The sequence below is a fragment of the Aquibium sp. ELW1220 genome, from assembly GCF_030398385.1.
Taxonomy (GTDB): Bacteria; Pseudomonadota; Alphaproteobacteria; order Rhizobiales; family Rhizobiaceae; genus Aquibium.
Map to the genome: position 1 here is coordinate 65,851 of NZ_JAOAOQ010000005.1, position 21,685 is coordinate 87,535.

General features: G+C 67.4%; 23 protein-coding genes. 7 read left to right on the forward strand and 16 right to left on the reverse strand.

Annotated elements, in window-relative coordinates:
• Positions 1–24: 24 nt before the first annotated feature.
• The 12 genes from phnN to N1F91_RS06415 form a co-directional block, all read right to left on the reverse strand.
• Positions 25–657: a phosphonate metabolism protein/1,5-bisphosphokinase (PRPP-forming) PhnN gene (phnN, locus tag N1F91_RS06360; protein WP_289990914.1), complete on the reverse strand. Its 633-nt coding sequence runs from the start codon at positions 655–657 to the stop codon at positions 25–27.
• Complete coding sequence (locus N1F91_RS06365) at positions 657–1,796, reverse strand: alpha-D-ribose 1-methylphosphonate 5-triphosphate diphosphatase (RefSeq protein ID WP_289990915.1); 1,140 nt, start codon at positions 1,794–1,796, stop codon at positions 657–659. Before N1F91_RS06365 ends, phnN begins: the two co-directional genes overlap by 1 nt.
• 1 nt (position 1,797) lies before the next feature.
• Positions 1,798–2,505: a DUF1045 domain-containing protein gene (locus N1F91_RS06370; RefSeq protein WP_289990916.1), complete on the reverse strand. Its 708-nt coding sequence runs from the start codon at positions 2,503–2,505 to the stop codon at positions 1,798–1,800.
• Between the two features lie 165 nt (positions 2,506–2,670).
• Positions 2,671–4,026, reverse strand: coding sequence for a phosphonate ABC transporter, permease protein PhnE (gene phnE / locus N1F91_RS06375; protein ID WP_289990917.1), 1,356 nt, complete (start codon positions 4,024–4,026; stop codon positions 2,671–2,673).
• Positions 4,026–4,886: a phosphonate ABC transporter, permease protein PhnE gene (gene phnE, locus N1F91_RS06380; RefSeq protein WP_289990918.1), complete on the reverse strand. Its 861-nt coding sequence runs from the start codon at positions 4,884–4,886 to the stop codon at positions 4,026–4,028. Before phnE (N1F91_RS06380) ends, phnE (N1F91_RS06375) begins: the two co-directional genes overlap by 1 nt.
• A gap of 61 nt (positions 4,887–4,947) precedes the next feature.
• Positions 4,948–5,853 (reverse strand): phosphonate ABC transporter substrate-binding protein, encoded by a 906-nt coding sequence (phnD, locus tag N1F91_RS06385; RefSeq protein WP_289990919.1) that lies wholly within the window; start codon positions 5,851–5,853, stop codon positions 4,948–4,950.
• Positions 5,854–5,908: 55 nt separating this feature from the next.
• Positions 5,909–6,727, reverse strand: coding sequence for a phosphonate ABC transporter ATP-binding protein (phnC, locus tag N1F91_RS06390; protein WP_289990920.1), 819 nt, complete (start codon positions 6,725–6,727; stop codon positions 5,909–5,911).
• A gap of 119 nt (positions 6,728–6,846) precedes the next feature.
• The gene (locus N1F91_RS06395) at positions 6,847–7,470 is read right to left on the reverse strand and encodes a GyrI-like domain-containing protein (RefSeq protein ID WP_289990921.1); all 624 of its coding nucleotides are present in this window, start codon (positions 7,468–7,470) and stop codon (positions 6,847–6,849) included.
• 38 nt (positions 7,471–7,508) lie between these two features.
• A complete protein-coding gene (locus N1F91_RS06400; protein ID WP_289990922.1) occupies positions 7,509–8,123 on the reverse strand; it encodes a DapH/DapD/GlmU-related protein in 615 nt (204 codons plus the stop codon).
• Positions 8,120–8,827, reverse strand: coding sequence for a phosphonate C-P lyase system protein PhnL (gene phnL / locus N1F91_RS06405; RefSeq protein WP_289991127.1), 708 nt, complete (start codon positions 8,825–8,827; stop codon positions 8,120–8,122). The genes N1F91_RS06400 and phnL overlap by 4 nt, the downstream gene beginning before the upstream one ends.
• 2 nt (positions 8,828–8,829) lie before the next feature.
• Entirely contained in the window at positions 8,830–9,630 is an 801-nt protein-coding gene (gene phnK / locus N1F91_RS06410) for a phosphonate C-P lyase system protein PhnK (protein WP_289990923.1), read from the reverse strand.
• Positions 9,627–10,505, reverse strand: coding sequence for an alpha-D-ribose 1-methylphosphonate 5-phosphate C-P-lyase PhnJ (locus tag N1F91_RS06415; protein WP_289990924.1), 879 nt, complete (start codon positions 10,503–10,505; stop codon positions 9,627–9,629). Before N1F91_RS06415 ends, phnK begins: the two co-directional genes overlap by 4 nt.
• 76 nt (positions 10,506–10,581) lie before the next feature.
• Here N1F91_RS06415 and N1F91_RS06420 point away from each other — a divergent pair, with 76 nt between their 5' ends.
• Positions 10,582–10,779 carry a hypothetical protein gene (locus N1F91_RS06420; protein WP_289990925.1) on the forward strand — a complete coding sequence of 66 codons (198 nt, stop codon included), beginning with the start codon at positions 10,582–10,584 and terminating at the stop codon, positions 10,777–10,779.
• 2 nt (positions 10,780–10,781) lie between these two features.
• Here the strand turns inward: N1F91_RS06420 and N1F91_RS06425 are convergent, their stop codons facing one another.
• From N1F91_RS06425 to phnG, 3 genes are read right to left on the reverse strand one after another with little or no spacing between them, the layout of a single operon-like run.
• The gene (locus N1F91_RS06425; RefSeq protein ID WP_289990926.1) at positions 10,782–11,888 is read right to left on the reverse strand and encodes a carbon-phosphorus lyase complex subunit PhnI; all 1,107 of its coding nucleotides are present in this window, start codon (positions 11,886–11,888) and stop codon (positions 10,782–10,784) included.
• 4 nt (positions 11,889–11,892) lie between these two features.
• Entirely contained in the window at positions 11,893–12,510 is a 618-nt protein-coding gene (gene phnH, locus N1F91_RS06430) for a phosphonate C-P lyase system protein PhnH (RefSeq protein ID WP_289990927.1), read from the reverse strand.
• 1 nt (position 12,511) lies between these two features.
• Entirely contained in the window at positions 12,512–12,967 is a 456-nt protein-coding gene (gene phnG / locus N1F91_RS06435; protein WP_289990928.1) for a phosphonate C-P lyase system protein PhnG, read from the reverse strand.
• 135 nt (positions 12,968–13,102) lie between these two features.
• Here phnG and phnF point away from each other — a divergent pair, with 135 nt between their 5' ends.
• Positions 13,103–13,846: a phosphonate metabolism transcriptional regulator PhnF gene (gene phnF, locus N1F91_RS06440; protein ID WP_289990929.1), complete on the forward strand. Its 744-nt coding sequence runs from the start codon at positions 13,103–13,105 to the stop codon at positions 13,844–13,846.
• A 6-nt stretch (positions 13,847–13,852) separates the two neighbouring features.
• On the opposite strand, the gene N1F91_RS06445 is transcribed toward phnF, so the two are convergent.
• Positions 13,853–14,056, reverse strand: coding sequence for a hypothetical protein (locus N1F91_RS06445; RefSeq protein ID WP_289990930.1), 204 nt, complete (start codon positions 14,054–14,056; stop codon positions 13,853–13,855).
• Positions 14,057–14,250: 194 nt separating this feature from the next.
• Here N1F91_RS06445 and N1F91_RS06450 point away from each other — a divergent pair, with 194 nt between their 5' ends.
• Genes N1F91_RS06450 through N1F91_RS06470 form a run of 5 tightly spaced genes read left to right on the forward strand, consistent with a single transcriptional unit; the run spans position 14,251 to position 21,682 of the window.
• On the forward strand, positions 14,251–15,468 hold the full coding sequence (locus tag N1F91_RS06450; RefSeq protein WP_289990931.1) for an ABC transporter substrate-binding protein: 1,218 nt from the start codon (positions 14,251–14,253) through the stop codon (positions 15,466–15,468).
• A 35-nt stretch (positions 15,469–15,503) separates the two neighbouring features.
• Positions 15,504–17,180 (forward strand): ABC transporter permease subunit, encoded by a 1,677-nt coding sequence (locus N1F91_RS06455; RefSeq protein WP_289990932.1) that lies wholly within the window; start codon positions 15,504–15,506, stop codon positions 17,178–17,180.
• A 10-nt stretch (positions 17,181–17,190) separates the two neighbouring features.
• Positions 17,191–17,832 carry an ATP-binding cassette domain-containing protein gene (locus tag N1F91_RS06460; RefSeq protein WP_289990933.1) on the forward strand — a complete coding sequence of 214 codons (642 nt, stop codon included), beginning with the start codon at positions 17,191–17,193 and terminating at the stop codon, positions 17,830–17,832.
• The gene (gene hrpB, locus N1F91_RS06465; protein ID WP_289990934.1) at positions 17,829–20,312 is read left to right on the forward strand and encodes an ATP-dependent helicase HrpB; all 2,484 of its coding nucleotides are present in this window, start codon (positions 17,829–17,831) and stop codon (positions 20,310–20,312) included. The genes N1F91_RS06460 and hrpB overlap by 4 nt, the downstream gene beginning before the upstream one ends.
• A gap of 50 nt (positions 20,313–20,362) precedes the next feature.
• Entirely contained in the window at positions 20,363–21,682 is a 1,320-nt protein-coding gene (locus tag N1F91_RS06470) for an ActS/PrrB/RegB family redox-sensitive histidine kinase (protein WP_289990935.1), read from the forward strand.
• Positions 21,683–21,685 lie beyond the last annotated feature (3 nt).

The following is a 21,685-nucleotide window of genomic DNA, read 5'->3' on the forward strand; positions in this document are numbered from 1 at the left end:
TCGCCTTCGGGCGTCCCCGTGCCGTCAGAGGTCCACCGGTGCCGCGGCGATGTCGCCGGCCGCCCGGATAGCTGCCACGAGGGCGTCGCCGGCTTTCTCGACCGAACCGTCATTGACGATCGGCTCAACGATACCACCGACGGCCGCTTCATGCGCCGAAGCACGGGCAAGCCGCGCCGAAACCTCGTCGGCGGTCTCGCGGCCCCGTCCTGCGAGCCGCTTCGCCAGCGTTTCGGGACTGGCGGTGATCGCAACGATCGAGACGTGCCGGTAGCGGACCCGGAGCGCATCAAGGGCGGCGCGGGACAGATTGGCCACCACAGTATGTCCGGCCGCGATCTGGCGGTCGACGCTCTCCGGCAGCCCGTAGTGCAGCCCGTGCGCCTGCCAGGACAGGGCGAAAGCACCGCCTGCCCGCGCTGCCTCGAACGCTTCCGGGGACAGGGTGTCGTGGTCCTCCGTCGATCCGTCCGGCGGCCGGGTGATCACGCGCCGAACGAAGTGCACGGGCGTGGGTTCGTCGGTGCCCATCCGGGCCTTGGCATAGGCGATCAGCGTGTCCTTGCCGACGCCGCTCGGCCCGACGACCGCCACGAACGCGCCCTGGCGTTCACGCGGATCGGCGCGCTGCAAGGTCGTGGTGTGTCCGCGTTCCATCAGGCGACGCGGCGGCCTTCGCGCCAGACCGAACGCACCACCGGAATGTGTTCGTCGACGCGAACGCGCACGAGGTCGGCGCGCTTGCCGACGGCGATCTCTCCGCGGTCGGTCAGGCCGGTCGCGGCGGCGGGGTTGCGCGAAACCATGGCGACCGCCTGCGGCAGCGAAATCGAATCCACCACGTCGCCGAGGAAGAAGGCGGACTGGATCAGGCTGTAGGGGATGTAGTCCGACGACAGGATGTCGAGGCAGCCATGTTCCGCAAGTTCGCGTGCCGAGACGTTTCCGGAGTGCGAACCGCCGCGGACGACGTTCGGCGCGCCCATCAGGACGCCCATTCCGGCGTGCTTGGAGGCAGCCGCCGCCGCCAGAGTTGTGGGGAACTCGGCGACCTTGATACCCTGCTCGATCGCCTCGTCGACATGGGCGGTGGTGGCGTCGTCGTGGCTGGCGAGAACGATTCCGCGCTCCTGGCAGGCCCGGGCGATCGCCACGCGATTGCTCCGCGAATTCCGTTCCGACTGCGCCATTCGCTTCTCGCAGAAGCGGATGAACTCCTCATCGGTAAGTTTCAACTTACGCTGATAGTAGTGCGAATAGGTCTCCAGATTCACGAACTGACGCTGGCCCGGTGCGTGATCCATCAACGAGGCAAGGCGCACCCGCTCGTCGCCGTCGAAATGCGCGAAGCCTTCGAGGCAGTCGTCGGCGGAAACCTCGCAGCGCAAGTGAATGAAGTGATCGGCGCGGAGCCTGTCGTTGGCGACGCCGTCCTCGATCGCATCGGCGAGCTTGCGCATGTCCTGCGCGGTGATCTCCGGATCCTCGTCCATGCCGACGCGCAGCGCGTCGAAAACCGTGGTGATGCCTGAGGTCGCGACCTGTGCGTCATGTGCCAGGACGGCCGCGAGGGGGTTCCAGCGCACCTTCGGCCGCGGTGCGTAGTGGCCCTCGAGATGGTCGGTATGCAGTTCCACGAGCCCGGGGATGAGGAAGTCGCCACCGAAATCTTCTCCGCCCAGCACCATCCCTGGCGACACGTCGGCTATCAGCCCGTCGCGAATGGCAACGGTGCCTTCGATGATCTCGTCGGCGAGCACGATGCGGGCATTTGTCAGGATCAGGTCGGTCGTCATGTCAGGCGGACTTTCGTTGCGGCATCCGGCCAAGCGCGCGGTGCGCCAGCACGGTGAAGGGTGCTCCAGGCTCCGGCTCTGCGAAAAGGGCAATCGAGCCGATGACGAGCGGTTCGTCGAGCAGTGACCCGAAATAGCTTTCGATCGAGCCCCGGAAGCGCGGCGAATCGGCCGCCGGTACCTGGCCCGAAAGGGTCATATGGAAGCGGAAGGCCTCGAACACATAGGGGTAGCCCCACTGCTGCAGGTATTTCAATTGAGCCGGTGTCAGCTTCTCGGGGTTGCGGCGCGCGATATCGGCTTCCGACATCGGAGCGCGGAAACGGTCGAAGGCCACGACGATGTCGCTTGCCAGGCTGTCGAGCGGCTCGCTGCGTTGTGCAGGCGTCAGCGCGAAGAACCGGTCGATCTGCGACAGCCGGATCTCGGGCAGCACCACAGGGGCGAGCGCTTCGGCGAAGGCATCGAACGCGCCGAGCAGGGTGGTTTCGGTCTCGTCGGCGGCAAGTTCGAAAGGCGCCTTCAGCGTCGCATGGAAGCCATAGCGGCGGGCCGATGCGGTGAAATAGGCGAGTTCCTCGCGCGACAGGTCGGGCACGACCGGCCGTTCGACCGGCCTGCCGGTGAAGGCGTCGCGGCCGAGCCAGCGCGCTGCCGCAGCCGTCAGCGGATCGCCGTGGGGCGGCGTGAAGTAGATGGCGTATCGCATGGGATCATCCTCGCCGGAGGCGATGGCATAGGTGATTTTCGTGACAGAATGACGAAGCCGGGCAGTGTTCTGCATAGCACATCAAGCGCTGCGCGTCATGGCTGCCCGCCGTTCTGGGCTCGGCGAAAAAAACGGACCTCGCCTCGACCTGCCTCCTTGCCTGCGTCAGGAATTGGCGGGCGCCGTGGACCTGCCGATCAGGCGCTGGCGCAGCCATCCCGACAGGATGTCCATGGCGCTGACCATCAGAAGCGTCAGGATGATGTAGTAGCTCACCTCTTCCCAGTCCTTCTGCGTCTGGATCGCCTGGGTGAGCAGGAGCCCGATGCCGCCGCCGACGATGGCGCCGATCACCGTGGCGCTGCGGGTGTTGGACTCCAGGTAGTAGAGCACCTGGCTGAGGATCACCGGTGCGATCTGCGGGATGACGCCGAAGCGGTTGCGCTGCAGCGCGTTGGCGCCGGTCGAGCGCAACCCGTCGATCTGCTTGCTGTCCACATTCTCGAGCGCTTCGGAGAACAGCTTGCCGAAGGTACCGGAATCGGTTGTCAGGATCGCCAGCGCCCCGGTCAGCGGCCCCGGCCCGAAGGCGCGCGAGAGGATGATCGTCCAGATCAGCCCGTCGACGCCGCGCAGGAAGTCGAACAGCCGGCGGATGCCGAAGCGGACCAGAAAGTTTGGCGAGAAGTTGGTGGCGGCAAGGAAGGCAAGCGGGAAGGCAACCAGCATCGCGCCCATCGTTCCCAGGAAGGCCATCAGCACGGTTTCGAAGATCGCCCAGGCGACATCCCGGTGCCGCCACATGGCGTTGTTCCAGAAGTCGGAGGCCATGGCGACGAGATTGGACTGGCCGGGCCGCACCTGATCGCCGCTGACCGCGAGCGAGGCCAGTTCGGCCCATGACTTGTCCGCGAACGGACTGTCGAGCGTGAAGAAGAACAGTTCCCACCCGGCGAAGTAGCGCAGCGCCTCGGTGCGGTTGCGCGTGACCGAGACGCGGCCGGCCGGCCGGGTGATCGAGACGCGCGTGCCGGACGCATTGATCCATTCGGGTATCTCGCCGGACGGCGTGTCGAGGACGATCCCGCCATCGGTGCGGCGGATCGTGACGATCCCATACTCGGGAACGGCATAGCGTACCGCGTCCGGATCGAAACGCACGACCTCGCCTTCGCCGAGCTCGACAACGACCGACGGGCCGTCCCGCTGCACCCAGGCCGGCCAGGCTTCGGCGGCGTACTGGCCCTTGTTCTCGCCCTCGATCGCAACGGTCGTTTCGCCCGAGCGATTGTCCAGCGATACGTGCACCTTGTGGCTATAGGTGTCGGCAAGCAGGATCCTGGCGTTGTCGATCCGCGCCCGCTCGGCGAGGCCGGGAATGTCGAAGGCGAAGAACACGTAGACCAGATAGGCGAGAATGATGGTCGGTACGCCGAAAGCAATCAGGCGCTTGCGGCGGAACAGGTTGGCGGCCGACGCGCGGGCTATGGCCCCGTCGTAGCCGATGTCTGCGACCGCCATCAGAACCCCCTCACGAGCTTGTTGCGGAAGTGGCTCGACGTCTGGTCGATCACCACGATCGTCAGGAAGAGCAGGATGAAGATCGCCGCCGCGGCGTCGTACCGGCCGGCGCCCCAGGAGATGGCGATGCGCAACTCCGAGCCGATGCCGCCGGCGCCGACGAAGCCGAGGATGGCCGAGGCGCGCACGTTGATCTCGAAGCGCAGCAGGGCATAGGAGAGGTAGTTGGGCGCGACCTGCGGCATCACGCCGAGCCACATGCGCTGCAGCCATGAGGCGCCGACCGACGTCAGCCCCTCGACCGGCTTGAGGTCTGCGTTCTCGTTGACCTCGGAAAACAGCTTCCCGAGGGCGCCGGCCGTGTGAAAGGTGATGGCGATCATGGCCGGGACCGGACCACCGCCGAGCACGAAGATCAGCACCAGCGCGATCACCACCTCCGGCAGCGCGCGCATAACGTCCATCATGCGGCGGAAGACAGCGATCAGGCGCGGCCAGCGGGCCAGCCCGCGGGTCGACAGAAGCGACAGCAGGATCGCCAGCATCGCGCCCAGGAGTGTCGAAACGGCGGCGATGTTGATCGTCTCGATCAGCGCCGGGAAGTACTTGGCAAGGTTGCCGGGAAGCGCCGGTGCCTTTTCGATCGCTTCCTTCACGAGTTCCGTCGGAAAGTCGAAGACGTGCCTCAGGCCGTCCCAGAAGCCGCCGGCATTTCGCTCGTCGGCAAGGTCGAAACCGGCCGCGAGCATCGCGACGAAGACGATGAGGACGATGCCGGAGTAGATGCGCTTGCGCTGCACCATGGCCGTGTACCCGGCCTTGATATCGGCAACCGGTGCGCCAAGCGTCGCATTCGCCATTCCTGCCTCCAAAATGCGAACGGACGGGCTCTCGCAAGCCCGTCCGTCGATGTGTGCCTGATCAGTTGGTCTTTGCTTTGCGCAAGTCGATCATGGTCTGGTAGGCATCGTGCGTGATCGGCGCGAAGCCCGCCGTCTCGCCTGCGGCCATCTTGTAGGCGCAGTCCTTGTCCTTGGCATGCAGGCCCTTCAGGAAGTCGACCATCTGGGTCTTGACGTCCGCCGGCAGCGCGCGGCGCAGCACGATCGGACCTTCCGGGATCGGCTTGGACTTCCAGATCTCGACGATGTCGTTCATGTCGACGATGCCGGAATCGACCGCCTTGCGAAGCGCACCCGAGTTGTAGCCGTCCTCCCAGGCGCCCTGGCCGTCGGCCCAGGTCACGCCGGCATCGACGTCGCCGTTGACGACCGCGACGATGGTCTGCTCATGGCCACCGGTGAAGACGACTTCGCCGAAGTAGACGCCGTTGTCCATCGTGGCGCCGGTCTCCTGCGGGATCTCGACCGACGGGATGAGGTAGCCGGAGGTCGAGTTCGGGTCGCCGAAGCCGAACTTCTTGCCCTTCATTTCGGCGAGCGACGTGATGCCCGAATCCTTGCGGGCGAAGCCGATCGAGTGGTAGGCGAACGAACCGTCGAGATTGGTCTTGACCAACACGACGTCGACAGCTTCCGGGTTGGTCAGATAGGTCTTGGCGTAAGCCGAAGCGCCGAGCCAGGCCATGTCGATGGTGCCGCCCAGCAGGCCCTGAATCACGCCATCATAGTCGGCCGGAGTGAAGATCTTGGTCGGGACGCCGAGCAGTTCCTCGGTGTAGGCGCGAACGCACTCGTTCGAGGTCAGCCGGTCCTGGGCGTTCTCGCCGCCGAGAACGCCGATGCGGAATTCGCTGATCTTGTCCTGGGCCATGGCCGGGGCGGCCAGGGCGGCGGTCGCGAGCAGCGCTGCGAGCAGTTTCTTCATGAGGTCTCTCCTTTGGACGATGGTCCGCGACCGTCGGTCGTCGGATGGGGCAAACTCAAAGCGCGTAGGCAGGCTCGAGCGACGGCGCGGGCCGCGACAGGGTTTCGATGGAGGTGGAGGTGGCTTCTTCGGAGAAGCTCTCGTCGGCGCCGTAGATGTCGCGGGCGGCAGATGTGGTGAGTTCGTCGGGCAGACCGTCGAAAACGATCTCGCCACCCCGCATGCCGATGACCCGGTCGCAATAGCGACGCGCGGTGTCGAGCGTGTGCAGGTTGCACACGATCATGCGACCGTCCTCGTCGTGGATCTTGCGCAGCGCGTCCATCACCACCTGCGCGTTCATCGGGTCGAGCGAGGCGATGGGTTCATCTGCTAGGATGATCTTGGGGTCCTGCATCAGGGCGCGCGCGATCGCCACGCGCTGCTGCTGGCCGCCGGACAGCGCCTCCACACGCTTCTGCGCATGATCGGCGATGCCCAGACGCTCCAGGATGTCGATGGCCTGATGGATGTCCTCGCGCGGAAAAAGGTTGAAGACGGTGGAAAGCGTCGAGCGGCGGTTCAGCGTTCCGTGGAGCACGTTGGACACCACGTCGAGCCGGGGCACGAGGTTGAACTGCTGGAAGATCATGGCGCAATCGCGCTGCCAGGACCGAAGCGCAGCGCCTCGCAGGGCCGACACCTCGGTTCCGGCGAAGGTGATGCTGCCCTCCGAGGGGTCGATCAGCCGGTTGATCATCCGCAGCAGGGTGGACTTGCCGGCGCCGGAGCGACCGATGATACCCACCATCTGGCCTTCGGGAATGCGAATGTCGACGTTCTTGACGGCGACGTTGGTGCCGAAGCGGCGCGTCACCTTGCGGATATCGAGCATGGAACTCCCTGTCGCGCTTTTTGTCTCGCGTCGGGAGAACCGGGTATCGGACTTCGGTGAAGGCCGGATGTCAGCTCTGTGACAGTTGTGTTACGGTTCACAGGACCCGTGCGCGAGCCTCAAGCCGGCTCCAGAGGCCTGACCGGCTGGCGGAGAATCGTCCGCAGGCGTCCCGGCTCCACGCGGCGCGGATCGGACAGGTAGATCTCGTGATGCGGACCGTTGAAGGTAAGCCGGCTATTTGGCATGACATCGTCGTGCAGACGGGCCAGAACCGGCCCCTCGTCGCCGTAGCTCCCCAGGTGCAGCGTCTGCAGGCAGCGACCCTCGGCATAGGCCTGGAAGCGGAGCGTCGGAGGCGGGTCGCCGAGCTTGCCGCAGGACTTGGCGACGGCCGCGTCGAAGGCGCTCCCGTCGACGAACGGCGGCACCATGATCATCATGGTCCACCGCCACTGGTCCTTGCGGCGGCGCACGAAGGCCGCCGGATCGTCGGCGTGCCACAGGCCCTCCAGAGGGGGCACCACGTAGTCGATGCCGAGGCTCGCCTTCGCCGCGAACTTCATGGCGTAGGCGGTGGAATAGAGCCATTCCAGGGCGCGTCGATAGGCCGGCGCCGTGTTCGGATCGCCGTCACCGTCGATCTGCACAAAGGTCATCGAGGGGACCTCCACCTCGACGAACCGTCCGGCGGGCGCGGTGTAGAGGAGGCGGTCCCGCGTCCGGAAGTCGATTTTCTCCATTCGTCGCTCCGTGCGCCGGCCGAACGGCCGTTCTGGGCCTATCCGCCGTGCTTCTCCAGAAAGGCGCCCGCTGACAGCGTGCGGAAGTCCTCGAGCGCGGCGCGCAGGCGGTCGTGGTCCCAATCCCACCAGGCCAACGCCTGATATCGCTCTGCGGTGCGCCGGTCAAAGCGCTCGCGGATCTGTCGGGCTGGCACGCCGCCCACGATCGAATAAGGCGCGACGTCCTTAGAGACGACTGCGCCTGCGCCGATCACCGCGCCGTCGCCCACGGTCACGCCGGGCAGGATCGTCGCGCCATGGCCGAGCCAGGTGTCGTGGCCGATCGTTACCCGGTTCTCGCGCCGCCAGCCGAAGAAGCTCTCGTCGTTCTCCGCGTCGGGCCAGTAGTCGGCCGAGCGATACGTGAAATGATGCAGCGTCGGTCGCCACGTCGGGTGATTGGTTGCGTTGAGGCGACAGGCGGCGGCAATGTTGGCGAACTTGCCGATCTCGGCACACCAGACCGAGCCGTCCTGCATGATGTAGGAGTAGTCGCCGATGGTCGAATCGGCGATGCGGCAACGGTCCGCCACCTCCGTGTAGCGTCCGAGCGTCGAGTTCGAGATTTCGGCCGTGGGGTGGACAAGCGGCTCGGGCGCGAGTTTGGTCATGCGGCCACCCGCTTCGGCGCAAAGCTGGTGACGTCGATCACCATGTCGGCCACGGCCTCGCGCACGTCCTGATCGTGGAAGATGCCGAGCAGCGCGACGCCGGCCTGCTTCTTCTCGGCGATCAGGTCGATGACGACCTGCCGGTTCACCGCGTCGAGAGAGGCCGTCGGCTCGTCGAGCAGCAGGATCGGATGGTCGGTGATGAAGCCACGCGCGATGTTGACGCGCTGCTGTTCGCCGCCGGAAAACGTCGCGGGCGGCAGCGACCACAGCGTCTTCGGCAGGTTCAGCCGTTCCAGCAGCGCGGCTGCCCTGTCGCGGGCCGCGTCGCGGTCGCCGCCCGCCGCCGTCAGCGGTTCCGCCACGACGTCGAGGGCCGAGACGCGCGGCACCGTGCGCAGGAACTGGCTGACATAGCCGATCGTCTCGCGCCGCACAGCCAGCACCACGCGCGGCGCGGCGCGGGCGAGATCGACCAGCGTGCCGCGGTGCTGCACGATGATCTGGCCGGCATCGACGCCGTAATTGCCGTAGAGCATCTTCAGGATCGAACTCTTGCCGGCGCCCGACGGCCCGCCGAGCACCGCGCATTTGCCGGCCTTCAGCGAGAATGACACATCCTCAACGACTGGCAGTTTCAGCCCGCCGCGCAGATGCATGACGAAGCCCTTGGCGACTTCGGAAACGACGAGGGGAGTTGCCATCATCACACCTGCAGGATCGAGGAAACGAGCAACTGGGTGTAGGCCTCGCGCGGATCGTCGAGCACGCGGTCGGTCAGCCCGGTCTCGATGACGCGGCCGTCCTTCATCACCATCATGCGGTGCGACAGCAGTCGCGCGACGGCAAGATCGTGCGTAACGACGATCGCGGCCAGACCGAGATCGGCCACAAGCCCGCGCAGCAGGTCGAGCAGGCGGGCCTGCACCGACACGTCCAGTCCGCCGGTCGGCTCGTCCATGAACACGAGGCGCGGCGACGTCACGAGATTGCGGGCGATCTGCAGCCGCTGCCGCATGCCGCCCGAAAACGCGCGCGGCTCGTCGTCGATCCGGTCGGCGTCGATCTCGACCCGGCCGAGCCAGTCGATCGCGGTCGAGCGGATGTTGCCGTAGTGCCGGTCGCCGATCGCCATCAGCCGTTCGCCGACATTGGCACCGGCCGAGACCGTCATGCGCAGACCGTCGGCCGGGTTCTGGTGGACGAAGCCCCAGTCGGTGCGCATCAGGAAACGGCGCTCCGCCTCGCTCATGCGGTAGAGTTCGCGCCAGGTTTGGTCGCGCATGCGGTAGGATACGGAGCCGGAGGTCGGCAGCAGCCGCGACGAGATGCAGTTGAGCAGCGTCGTCTTGCCGGAGCCGGATTCACCCACCACCGCCAGCACCTCGCCGGGCCACAGCTCGAAAGACACGTCCTCGCAGCCGGTGCGCGCACCATAGGATTTCGAAACCGACGAAACGCGCAGCAGCGGGCCGTCGTCTGCCCGCGAGGAAACATGAGCGTTCATCGCACGTCCTCCATCGCCATGCCGAGCTCGCCGACATGTCCCGCCTCGCGCCGCTTTTCGCAGAAGTCGGTGTCGGAGCAGACGAACATGCGCCCGCCCCGGTCGTCGAGGATCACCTCGTCGAGATAGACCTGCTCGGCGCCGCACAGCGCGCAGGGCCTGTCGAAAGTCTGCACTTCGAAAGGATGGTCCTCGAAATCCAGGCTGACGACCTTCGTGTAGGGCGGAATCGCGTAGATGCGCTGTTCGCGGCCGGCGCCGAAGAGCTGCAGCGCCGCCGACATGTGCATCTTCGGATTGTCGAACTTCGGCGTCGGCGACGGGTCCATCACGTAGCGACCCTCGACCTTGACCGGATAGGCGTAGGTGGTGGCGATGTGACCGTTGCGGGCGATGTCCTCGTAGAGCTTGACGTGCATCAGCCCATATTCCTCCAGCGCGTGCATCTTGCGCGTTTCGGTCTCGCGTGGTTCCAGGAACCGTAGCGGCTCCGGGATCGGCACCTGGTAGACAAGCGTCTGGCCGTCGACGAGCGGCTGCTCCGGAATGCGGTGCCGGGTCTGGATGATCGTGGCCTTGGTCGTATCGGTGGTGGTCTCGACATCCGCGACCTTGCGGAAGAAGGCGCGGATGGACACCGCGTTCGTCGTGTCGTCTGCGCCCTGGTCGATGACCTTGAGCACGTCGTCCGGCCCGATGATCGATGCCGTCACCTGCACGCCGCCAGTTCCCCAGCCATAGGGCATAGGCATTTCGCGACTGGCGAAGGGCACCTGATAGCCTGGGATCGCGATGCCTTTCAGGATCGCGCGCCGGATCATGCGCTTCGTCTGCTCGTCCAGGTAAGCGAAATTGTAGGTCGCGATGTCGCTCATTTTACCGATCCGGTTGGGGTTGTTTCAACGCCTCGGCCATAAGGTTGGTATTCCAATGGGTTGAAGGGGAAACAACATGGATATCTTGACGGACATGCTGCCGCTGAAGTCGGCCATGTTGGCCATGGGCTGCGTGTCGGCGGTCGCAGTGCTTTTCGCGCTCGGTCGCGCCAGCGCGCGCAACTGGGATCATTCCTGTATCAGCCCCTTCGGCAGGCACGAGGGCGATGGCTGGACGGAACGCCGCGAGGCCAGGGTGAGGATTGAGGACTGAGCTCATTCGGCGGCTTCCTTTCGCGCGGAAGTAGCCCCCTGCCGTTCCTCGAACTCGCCGCGCATGCGCCGGACGAGGTCGAGTTCGGCCTGGAAGTCGACATAGTGCGGCAGCTTGAGGTGTTCGACGAAGCCGGTCGCCTGCACGTTGTCGGAGTGGGCGATCACGAACTCCTGGTCCTGCGCCGGCGCGACGAGGTCCTCGCCAAACTCGCCAGCCCGCAGCGCCCGGTCGCACAGCGACATCGCCATCGCCTTGCGCTCCGATTGCCCCATGACCAGCCCGTAGCCGCGGGTGAATTGCGGCGGCGCCTTCATCGATCCCTTGAACTGGTTGACCATCTGGCACTCGGTCACGCGGATGCGGCCGAGCGGAACCGGGAAGGGTAGTTCGGGAACCTCGAGCTCGATCTCGACCTCGCCGATGCGAATCTCGCCGACGAAAGGATGCGAGCGGCCATAACCGCGCTGCGTCGAATACGCGAGCGCCAGCAGAAACCCTTCGTCGCCGCGCGACAGCGCCTGAAGGCGCACGTCGCGCTCCATCGGATATTCGGCCGGCTGACGCGTTATGTCGCCTGGCTCGGTGCCGGTGGGCGCCGCGCCGTCCGGCTCGATCAGGCCCTCCTGCGCGAGGATTTCGGTCACGCGCGGCATAGGTTCGGGCGCCTCCGGACGCACAGCTGGCGCCTCGACGATTGCGTCGCCGGCAAGCTCCGGGTCGAGCAGACGGTGCGTGTAATCGAAGGTCGGCCCAAGCAACTGTCCCCCGGGCAGATCCTTGTAGGTGGCCGAGACACGCCGCTCCACCTGCATCGCCGCGGTGTCCACCGGACGCGAATAGCCGAAGCGCGGCAGGGTCGTCCGATAGGCGCGGGTGAGGAAGATCGCCTCGATCAGGTCGCCGCGCGCCTGCCGGATGGCGAGCGCGGCCAGTTCCCGGTCGTAGAGCGAGCCTTCCGCCATTACCCGGTCCACGGCGAGCGCCAGCTGCTCGACGATCTGGGCGAGGCCGAGAGCCGGAACGTCGCGGTCGCCCCGGCGACGGTCGGCGAGCAGGCGATGCGCATTGTCGATGGCGGCCTCGCCGCCCTTCACGGCTACATACATGGGCTCAGGCCTCCGTTTCGAAGATGCGTGTCGTGCGCGGCAGGCAGGCGATCGCACCGGGCGCAGTGAGGATCAGGTCGACGCCGCGCGGAAAGCGCGCCCGGTTCTGCTGCCACTGCGCTGCGAAATGGCGTGGCAGAGGGAATGGCGCGAGCGTCGCGCTCGTCTCGATCCCGGGCCCCTCGAGGTGCAGCGCACGGCCCTTGGTCAGCGTGTCTACCTGCAGGATCAGCGTCGTCGAGCGGTCGGGATATTCCTGCGACCCTTGAGCGAAGTTCTCGAGTGCGATCAGTTCCCCTGGGCTCGAGACCAGTGCGAAATGCGCGTCGGCCGGGATGGTCGTCAGCGGCGCGCCGCAGTGGAAGCCGAGCCAGCCGCGCACGTCGGTCGACGTATCGAGCCGCGGGTCGAGCCACAGCGGAGTGTCGTGGTCGCAGAGCATCAACGCCACGGCCGCAGCTGTCGGCGTCAGCGGGGCGGGCGGTTGTGCGAGCGATGCCACGGCCTGAACCGTGCCTGGACGCGCCATCGCGGTCATCACCGCGCGAAACACAGCCTGCGCAGCCATGGGCGGGTTCTGGAAACCGCCCTCGATCGGAGTGCTCGTCAGGAAACCGCCCATGTCAATCCTCCCCGCGCACCATGGTGAAGAAGTCGACCCGCGTCGCAGCCGTCTCGGCGCGGCTTTGCGCATCGGCCTGCGAAGCCCTGGCGGCGAGCGGGGCGATGATCCGCTCCTCCACCGCTGCGCGCGTCTCGGCCCGCTGCCACAGCGCGTCGATCGTGGCGGAGATCCTCGCCTTCTCGCGGTCGCGGCCGAGGGCATAGGCGTGGCCGATCTCACCCGAGGCGAGCTTCACCGTGGCGCGCGTCACGGTCGCCTCGCCGAAATTGAAGGGAGCGCCGCCGCCGCCCATCCGCCCGCGCAACGTCACCAGCCCGGTCTCCGGGCCGCGCAGCGGCCTGGCCTCGACAATAAATCCGGCGTCCTGCCAAAGCGTCAGGAGATCGTCGGCAGGGGCGGCAGCAAGCGCCGCCATTGCCGCCTTGCGTCGGGCGTTCTCGTCTTGATCGCGCATGCGATCCCTCGGGGCGCTGGCCATGCCTGCGGGTCTCCGCTTTCTCGTTCAATTCGTCTATTGATATAGACAACTATACGAACTATACGTTTTCATATGCCTTGTCCATGACGGGCGCGTGACAGGAGAAACGGCATGAGCGCCAAGGCTGCGACGGGCATGGACCGCAGGACCGGCGTCGCCCTGTGGCGCCAGATCGCCGACCAGATTCGCCAGGGCATCGGTGCCGGCCACTTCGGCGAGGGAGGACGGCTGCCGCCCGAAACGGCGCTCGCCGAGCGTTTCGGCGTGAACCGTCACACCGTGCGAGGCGCCATCGCGGCGCTGGTGCAGGAAGGCGTGCTGCGGGCCGAGCAGGGTCGCGGCACCTTCGTCGAGAAGCGCAAGCGGCTCTCCTACCCCATCGCCAGGCGCACGCGCTTCTCCGAGGGCCTGCGCGACCAGGCGCAGGAGCGCCGCGGCCACCTGCTCGACCATGCGCACGAGGCGGCCGAGCCGCGCGTGGCGGCAGCGCTGGGCCTCGATGCCGATGCGCCGGTACTGCGCGTGGAAACGATGAGCGAGGCCGACGGCCGGCCGGTGTCGCGGGCGACGAGCTGGTTCGACGCCGCGCGCTTCGAGGGAATTGCCGAGGCTATCGCCGAAACGGGCTCGGTGACGCTCGCCTATCGGCGTCATGGGGTCGAGGATTACTTCCGGCAGTCGACCATCGTCTCCGCGCGCCACGCCGATGCGGTCGATCTCGCCGCGCTCCGGCTGGCGCCGGGGGCGATCGTGCTGGTCGCCGTGGCGGTGAACGTCGATACGGAAGGGCGGCCGATCCAGTTTTCGGAGACGCGCTTCGCTGCCGACCGCGTCGAACTGGCGGTCGCGGAATAGGCTCGGTCAGCCGTTTGTGCCGTCCTCGTCGGACGGCGCCTTGTAGGAGTAAAGCAGGCTCCAGGCACCATAGGCCGTGACCGCCGCCGCGATCATCGTCCAGGTTTCGTCGCCATAGGTCCATTCGAGGACCGCCCAGCCGGCGCTGACGGCCACGATCGCCACGCGGCGCCAGAGCGGCCGGAAGAACGTTTCGCCCGCCTTTGCCATCCCTCTCGTTTCCCTCCGCGCATTCTGCAACCGCCGCCCTCATGGCAGAAGACCCCGCGATGCCTCGCATGATTCCGCGCGTCACGGAAGTCTCACGGCTAAGTGAGGCGATTGTGTCGGCGCGTTCGGTTGACCGACTTTGGTCGCCCATGCTCAATCCTTTGCCGACACGCCCTGTCGCGATGGAGAGCTCGATGAAGAAACTCGCCCTGTCCGCATTCGCGTTTGCGGCAATGACGCTCGGTGCGGTGGCCGATCCGGATCCGAAGGACTGGGACGCGGTGCTGGCGGATGCACGCGGCGAGACCGTCTACTGGAACGCCTGGGGCGGATCGGAGAACATCAACGCCTACATCGAGTGGGCGGGAGCAGAATTGAAGGCGCGCCATGGCATCTCGCTCGTCCACGTGAAGCTCGACGACACCGCCAACGCAGTCGCCAAGGTCGTGGCCGAAAAGGCGGCGGGCAAGAACGCGGGGGGCTCGGTGGACCTCATCTGGATCAATGGCGAGAACTTCGCGTCGATGAAACGCCAGGGCCTGCTGCTGTCGCCCGGTTGGGCCGAGGACCTTCCGAACTGGGCCTATGTCGACGTCGACAACAAGCCGACCATCCGCACCGATTTCACCATTCCGGTCGAGGGTCTCGAAAGCCCCTGGGGCATGGCCAAGCTCGTCTTCTTCCACGACAGCGCGCGCTCGGAAGTCGCTGTGCTTCCGACCGACGCGCGTTCGCTGCTCGAATGGGCTGAGGCCAATCCCGGCCGCTTCTCCTATCCCCAGCCGCCGGACTTCATCGGCTCGTCCTTCCTGAAGCAGGTGCTATCCGAACTGGTCGAGGACCGGTCCGTTCTCCTCGCGCCTGTCGACGAGGCGCGTTTCGATGCGACGGTCGCACCGCTCTTCGCCTATCTCGACAAACTGCACCCGGCGATGTGGCGGTCCGGCCGTGCCTATCCCGCGAACTACCCGGCAATGAAGCAGTTGCTCGCCGATAACGAACTCGACATCATCTTCGCCTTCAACCCCTCGGAGGCCTCCAGCGCCATCGCCAACGGTGAACTGCCAGACACGGTGCGATCCTTCACCTTCCCGGGCGGCACGCTGGCGAACACCCATTTCGTCGCGATTCCCTACAATGCCGCGTCGGCCGCCGGGGCGCTGGTAACGGCCAACTTCCTGATCTCGCCGGAGGCACAGGCCCGCAAACAGGATCCGAAAGTCTGGGGCGACCCGACCGTCCTTGCCATGGACAAGCTGGAACCGAACGACCGCGCCCGCTTCGAGGCACTCGATCTCGGCGTCGCGACGCTGAAGCCGGATCAGCTCGGCCCGGCAATCGACGAGCCGCACCCGTCCTGGATGGATCGCCTCGAAGGCGAGTGGAAGCGTCGCTACGGCGTCGCGAACTGATGCCCTGCTGCGGTCTCTCGGCCGGGTAGAGAGCCGTGCTCACCCGATTCGGGCCGCCGGCCGCCATCCTGCTCCTGTCGGGGCCGATCCTGGCGGGCCTGGCGGGCACGATCCTGCCGGCCGTCGGCTATCTGCCCGCCTTGGGCGGCGAGACCTTCTCGCTCGATCCGCTGCGCCAGCTCGCCGCCGCGCCCGGCATCGGCGGCTCGGCGCTGCTCAGCCTCCGGGCCGGACTCGCCTCCGCGGCACTGTCTCTTTGCGTCGTCATGCTCTTCGTCGCGGCCTGGGCCGGCACGTCGGCCTTCTCGCGGATCCAGCATCTGATCTCGCCGCTCCTGTCCGTCCCGCATGCGGCGGCTGCCTTCGGCTTCGCCTTCCTCATCGCGCCGAGCGGGCTCGTCGCACGCCTCGCCTCGCCCGAACTCACCGGCTGGCAGCGCCCGCCCGACCTTCTGATCGTCAACGATCCGATGGGGCTGTCGCTGATCGCCGGACTGGTGGTGAAGGAAATCCCCTTCCTTCTCCTGGTGACGCTCGCAGCCCTGCCGCAAGTGCCACTGGACCGCACGCGCCAGCTCGCGGCGTCGCTCGGCTACGGCCGCATCGCCGGCTTTCTCTATTGCCTGTGGCCCCTGGTCTACCGGCAGATCCGCCTTCCGGTCTTTGCCGTCATCGCCTTTGCCTCCTCGGTGGTCGACGTCGCCGTCATCCTCGGTCCCTCCACGCCGCCGACGCTCGCCGTGCGGCTGATCGGCTGGATGAACGACCCGGAGCTTTCGATGCGCTTCCTCGCCTCGGCAGGCGCCCTGCTTCAGCTCGCCGTCACCGCGGCCGCCATCCTCATCTGGCTCGCTCTGGAGAGGTTCGGCGCCGCCGTCCTGCGGGGCTTTTGCATGCAAGGCAGGCGCCTGCGCCACGATGCCGTCCTGCGCTGGCTCGCCTTGGGGATGATGCTCGCCTCCGCGCTCGCCGTCTTCGCCGGGCTCGCGGGACTCGCCCTCTGGTCGGTGGCCGGCCTGTGGCAGTTTCCGGAGACGCTGCCGAGAAGCATCTCGCTCAAGACCTGGGTCGCCACGGCACCGCGCGTGGTGGAGCCGCTCGCCACGACACTTGCCGCCGGCTTGCTCTCGACGGCGGTCGCTCTGGCGCTGACGCTGCTCTGCCTCATGCGCGAGGACGAAACCGGAGCGCGGGGCCGGCGTGCGGCGGCATTGATCTACCTGCCGCTCATCGTGCCGCAGGCTGCCTTTCTCTTCGGTCTGCACCTTCTGTTCCTGCTCGGCGGCTTCGGCGCCAGCCTCTGGGCGCTGGTCTTCGTCCATCTCGTCTTCGTCATGCCCTATGTCTTCCTGTCGCTGTCCGATCCCTGGCGCGCCTTCGACCGCCGCTTTGAGGCGATCGCCGCCGGCCTCGGCAAGTCGCGGCTGGAGACCCTCTGGCGTGTCCGGCTGCCGATGCTGGCACGCCCGGTGCTCACTGCCTGTGCGGTCGGCTTCGCCGTCTCGGTCGGGCTCTATCTGCCGACGGTCCTGATCGGCGCTGGCCGCCTTACTACCATCACCACCGAGGCAGTCGCGCTCGCCTCGGGCGGGAACCGCCGCGTGATCGGCGTCTACGCCTTCCTGCAGATGCTTTTACCGCTCGCGGGCTTTGCCGTTGCAACCCTCGTCCCGGCGCTGTTATTCCGGCGCTTCCGCGCCATGCGGGTGTGACGGAAGGGCCATGGACCATCAGGGGCTGAGACTGGACGGCGTGAGGATCGCGCTCGGCACGCGCGCGCTGATCGCCATCAGCCACGCAGTTGCGCCGGGCGAGGTGCTGACCATCATGGGACCGTCCGGGTCTGGCAAGTCCACGCTGCTGGCCTATGTCGGCGGTTTCCTGGACAAGGCCTTCACCGCCTGCGGCCGGGTGCTCGCGGACGACCTCGACCTGACCGCGCTGCCGCCGCAGGAGCGTCATGTCGGCATCCTGTTTCAGGATCCGCTGCTGTTTCCGCACATGAGCGTCGCCGGCAATCTCCTGTTCGCGATCCCGCAGTCGCTGAAGGGCCGCGCCGCGCGCGAGGCCCTCGCGGAGGAGGCGCTGGCCGGCGTCGATCTCGCCGGCATGGGCGCGCGCGATCCCGACACGCTGTCGGGCGGCCAGAAGGCCCGCGTCGCGCTCGCCCGCGTGCTCGTCTCGTCACCGCGCGCGCTGTTGCTCGACGAGCCCTTTTCCAAGCTCGACGCCGACCTGCGCCTCCAGATGCGGCAGCTGGTTTTCTCAAAGGCCCGTGACAGCGGCCTGCCGGTCATCCTCGTCACCCATGACGAGGCCGATGCCGAGGCCGCCGGCGGGCCGATCCTGCGGATCGGCGGATGACCCGGCCCACGTTGCCACCGCTTCCGGTCACGGAAGCCCTGCCGGCACTTCTGGAAGCGCTGTCGACAGGCAGATCCGCCGTGCTCGTCGCGCCTCCCGGCGCTGGCAAGACGACGCTGGTTCCGATGGCGCTCATGGAGGAGCGGTGGCGCGGCGACGGCACGATCCTCCTGCTCGAACCGCGTCGCCTCGCCGCCCGCGCGGCGGCGCGCCGCATGGCCTCGCTTCTTGGCGAAGAGGTCGGCGCAACCGTCGGCTACGCCATGCGGATGGACAACAGCACCTCGCCGAAAACGCGCATCCTGGTGGTCACCGAGGGCGTGCTCGCCCGCATGATCCTCGACGATCCCGAACTGCCGGGCATAGCCGCGATCCTGTTCGACGAGTTCCACGAGCGCTCGCTGGACGGCGATTTCGGCCTCGCGCTGGCGCTCGACGTTCAAGGTGCGCTGCGGCCGGATCTGCGCCTCCTCGTCATGTCGGCCACGCTGGATGGCGCCCGCGTCTCGCGCCTTCTGGGCGACGCGCCCGTGATCGAGAGCGCCGGCCGCGGCTTGCCGATCGAGATCCGACACGCCGAACGCGCGGCCGAAACCTCAATCGAGGACGCCATGGCGCGCGCGATCCGATCGGCGCTCGCATCCGAACCCGGCAGCGTACTCGCCTTCCTCCCGGGCCAGCGCGAGATCGAGCGGACCGCAGAGAGGCTGGAAGCCGCGGTCGCCGCCAATGTCGAGATCATCCCGCTCTACGGCGCCATGGACGGCAAGGCACAGGACGCTGCGATAAGGCCGCCCGCGCCCGGCCGCCGCAAGGTGGTGCTCGCCACCTCGATCGCCGAAACCTCGATCACCATCGACGGCGTACGGGTGGTGATCGACTCGGGTCTGTCGCGCCAGCCGCGCTACGAGCCGGCGACCGGGTTGACCCGGCTGGAGACGGTGCGCGTCTCCCGCGCCGCGGCCGACCAGCGCGCCGGCCGTGCGGGCCGGACCGAACCGGGCGTCGCGATCCGCCTCTGGCGCGCCGAGCAGACCGCCGCGCTGCCCGCCTTCTCCCCGCCGGAAATCCTCGAGGCCGATCTCTCCGGCCTGCTGCTCGACTGCGCCGCGTTCGGTGTCGCCGATCCCTCGACACTCGCCTTCCTCGACCCGCCGCCCGCGCCGGCGCTGTCGGAGGCGCGCGCGCTGCTTGCCGACCTTGGCGCCACGGGACCCGACGGGCGCCTCACGGCGGACGGAGAGGCGATGCGCCGCCTCGCCCTCCCCGTGCGCTTTGCCCACATGGTCGCCCGCGCCGCGCTGACCGGAAACGAGAACGCCGCCGCCGAACTCGCGGTGCTGATGACCGAGCGCGGGCTTGGCGGCACCAGTGCCGATCTCGAAGCCCGGCTGTCTCGCTTCCGCAACGAGCGCGGCGTTCGCGCCGACGCCGCGCGCGGGCTGGCGAGGCGTCTTGCCGCAACCGCTGCATCGCAAGCGAGGACCGACCGGAGCCGGGTCGTCATCGAACCCGAGTCGGCCGGCTCGCTGCTCATCGACGCCTGGCCCGATCGCGTCGCCAAGGCGCGCGGCGCGCCCGGCCGTTTCGTGCTCGCCAATGGCCGCGGTGCCATGGTCGAGGAGACCGATCCGCTCGCGCGGAACCCTTTCCTCGTCGTCGCCGACCTCCAGGGCAAGGCGCAGAACCCGCGGATCGTCTCGGCTGCACCGGTTACGGAAGACGAGATACGGGCGAAGCTGGCGCATCGCATCGAGGCGGTGACGCAGGTCAGGTTCGATGCAGAGCGCCGGTCGGTGCGGGCGCGCGAGACGACGCGGCTTGGCGCCATGACGCTGTCGGAGCGCGCGCTGCCGGCGCCGCGCGGCGAGGCGGCCGACCGGGCGATCCTCGAAGCCCTGCGCCAGAATGGCGTCGGCATCCTGCCCTGGGGCAAGGCCTCATCGATCCTGCGCCGCCGGCTCGCCTGGCTGCGCACCGGCCTCGGCGAGCCATGGCCGGACGTGTCGGACGATGCGCTGGCTGCCACCCTCGATGATTGGCTGGCGCCCTTCCTGCGCGGCGATGCATCACTGGCGTCCCTGCCCGAGCAGGAGCTGCTCGACGGTTTGCGCTCGCTGGTGCCCTACGATCTGCATCGCCGCATCGACGAACTGGCGCCGACTCATTTCGCTGCCCCGTCGGGCAGCCACGTGCCCATCGACTACGAGGGCGAGCAGCCGGTACTGGCGATCCGTGTGCAGGAGCTTTTCGGCCTCGCCCGGCATCCGGCGATCGCCGGCGGCACGGTGCCGCTGACACTGGAACTTCTTTCGCCCGCCCACCGGCCCGTCCAGACCACGCGCGACCTGCCGGGCTTCTGGCGCGGATCCTGGGCCGACGTCCGCTCCGACATGCGCGGGCGCTATCCGCGGCATGTCTGGCCGGAAAACCCGCTGGAGGCGCAGGCGACTGCACGCGCCAAGCCGCGCGGGACCTGACCGGCGACGTGCTCCTTCAAAGCGGTCTCGAAAGGGGCTATGGCTCGGCCATGCAGAAAGATCTCCGCATCCTCGACTACCAGGAAAGCCGACAACTCCGGCTCAACACGCTGATCCGCCTGCGCTGGCTGGCGATCGTGGGTCAGAGTGCGGCGATCGTCGTCGTCGACTACTGGTTCGATTTCGCCACTCCGGTCGGCCTCTGCTTCGCCCTCATCGCCTGCTCGGCCTGGATCAACCTCTATCTCGCCTTCCGCTATCCCGCTACCCATCGCCTCCAGCCTCCTGCGGCGCTGGCGATCCTGGTCGTCGACTCCATCCAGATGGCGGGACTGCTCTATCTGACCGGCGGTCTCACCAATCCCTTTGCGATTCTCATGGCCGTTCCTGTGGTGATCTCTGCGACCGCGCTGCCCTTGCAGTTCACCGCCGTCCTCGGGCTTCTGGTCACCGTTGCCGCGACCATCCTGGCGCTTCATCATTTTCCGCTGCCGTGGTTCGACGACGCCGGCCTGGCGATGCCCTTCCTGTACGTTGCCGGAATCTGGATGGCGGTGGTCTCCACCATGGCCTTCACGGCCGTCTATGTCTGGCGGGTGGCAGAAGAGGCGCGCCAGCTTGCCGCCGCGCTGACCGCGACGGAGCTCGTCCTTCAGCGCGAGCAGCATCTCTCCGCGCTCGACGGCCTGGCGGCAGCCGCTGCCCACGAACTGGGCACTCCGCTCGCCACCATCGCCCTCGTCGCCAAGGAGATGCAGCGCGCGATCGGCGACGATCCCAAGCTCAAGGACGATCTGGTGCTGCTCCGCTCGCAGAGCGAGCGCTGCAAGGAGATCCTGAAGCGCCTGACCAGCCTCTCCTCGCAGAGCGAGGAGCACTTCGCGCGGTTGCCGCTCACTTCGCTGATCGAGGACGTGATCGCGCCGCACCGCGATTTCGGCGTCGAGATCAGCCTCGAGCCGGGAACGGCCGCGGGACCGGAGCCGGTAGGCCAGCGAAATCCGGGCGTCATCTACGGCCTTGGCAATCTTGTCGAGAATGCAGTCGACTTCGCGCGAGACAGGGTCTCCGTCCGCTGGAGCTGGGATGCCGAGGAGGTCACCATCGGCGTGACCGACGATGGCCCCGGCTTTCCCCCCGAGGTCATGGACCGGATCGGCGAGCCCTACATGACGACGCGGGGGTCCGGCCAATCGAGCGGAGGTGGCCTTGGGCTTGGCCTCTTCATTGCCAAGACGCTGCTGGAACGGTCCGGCGCCGACGTATCGTTCCGCAATGCCGGAGCGCCGGGGCAAGGTGCACAGGTGGTCGTGACATGGCCGCGCGATGTGTTTTTGCGCCAGAGCGGGGTTCTGGAAGCGGCGGGATGACGC

Excerpts from the sequence above, each read along its gene's own strand:
- N1F91_RS06460 (WP_289990933.1), top strand. The coding sequence starts at position 17,191 with ATGGACCATCAGGGGCTGAGACTGGACGGCGTGAGGATCGCGCTCGGC.
- phnH (WP_289990927.1), bottom strand. The coding sequence starts at position 12,510 with ATGGGCGGTTTCCTGACGAGCACTCCGATCGAGGGCGGTTTCCAGAAC.
- phnL (WP_289991127.1), bottom strand. The coding sequence starts at position 8,827 with ATGGCAACTCCCCTCGTCGTTTCCGAAGTCGCCAAGGGCTTCGTCATG.
- phnN (WP_289990914.1), bottom strand. The coding sequence starts at position 657 with ATGGAACGCGGACACACCACGACCTTGCAGCGCGCCGATCCGCGTGAA.
- N1F91_RS06425 (WP_289990926.1), bottom strand. The coding sequence starts at position 11,888 with ATGTATGTAGCCGTGAAGGGCGGCGAGGCCGCCATCGACAATGCGCAT.
- N1F91_RS06450 (WP_289990931.1), top strand. The coding sequence starts at position 14,251 with ATGAAGAAACTCGCCCTGTCCGCATTCGCGTTTGCGGCAATGACGCTC.
- phnG (WP_289990928.1), bottom strand. The coding sequence starts at position 12,967 with ATGCGCGATCAAGACGAGAACGCCCGACGCAAGGCGGCAATGGCGGCG.
- phnE (WP_289990917.1), bottom strand. The coding sequence starts at position 4,026 with ATGGCGGTCGCAGACATCGGCTACGACGGGGCCATAGCCCGCGCGTCG.
- N1F91_RS06365 (WP_289990915.1), bottom strand. The coding sequence starts at position 1,796 with ATGACGACCGACCTGATCCTGACAAATGCCCGCATCGTGCTCGCCGAC.
- phnF (WP_289990929.1), top strand. The coding sequence starts at position 13,103 with ATGAGCGCCAAGGCTGCGACGGGCATGGACCGCAGGACCGGCGTCGCC.
- N1F91_RS06400 (WP_289990922.1), bottom strand. The coding sequence starts at position 8,123 with ATGACCAAACTCGCGCCCGAGCCGCTTGTCCACCCCACGGCCGAAATC.
- N1F91_RS06445 (WP_289990930.1), bottom strand. The coding sequence starts at position 14,056 with ATGGCAAAGGCGGGCGAAACGTTCTTCCGGCCGCTCTGGCGCCGCGTG.
- N1F91_RS06370 (WP_289990916.1), bottom strand. The coding sequence starts at position 2,505 with ATGCGATACGCCATCTACTTCACGCCGCCCCACGGCGATCCGCTGACG.
- N1F91_RS06420 (WP_289990925.1), top strand. The coding sequence starts at position 10,582 with ATGGATATCTTGACGGACATGCTGCCGCTGAAGTCGGCCATGTTGGCC.
- phnC (WP_289990920.1), bottom strand. The coding sequence starts at position 6,727 with ATGCTCGATATCCGCAAGGTGACGCGCCGCTTCGGCACCAACGTCGCC.
- N1F91_RS06395 (WP_289990921.1), bottom strand. The coding sequence starts at position 7,470 with ATGGAGAAAATCGACTTCCGGACGCGGGACCGCCTCCTCTACACCGCG.
- N1F91_RS06470 (WP_289990935.1), top strand. The coding sequence starts at position 20,363 with ATGCAGAAAGATCTCCGCATCCTCGACTACCAGGAAAGCCGACAACTC.
- phnE (WP_289990918.1), bottom strand. The coding sequence starts at position 4,886 with ATGGCGAATGCGACGCTTGGCGCACCGGTTGCCGATATCAAGGCCGGG.
- phnD (WP_289990919.1), bottom strand. The coding sequence starts at position 5,853 with ATGAAGAAACTGCTCGCAGCGCTGCTCGCGACCGCCGCCCTGGCCGCC.
- hrpB (WP_289990934.1), top strand. The coding sequence starts at position 17,829 with ATGACCCGGCCCACGTTGCCACCGCTTCCGGTCACGGAAGCCCTGCCG.
- phnK (WP_289990923.1), bottom strand. The coding sequence starts at position 9,630 with ATGAACGCTCATGTTTCCTCGCGGGCAGACGACGGCCCGCTGCTGCGC.
- N1F91_RS06415 (WP_289990924.1), bottom strand. The coding sequence starts at position 10,505 with ATGAGCGACATCGCGACCTACAATTTCGCTTACCTGGACGAGCAGACG.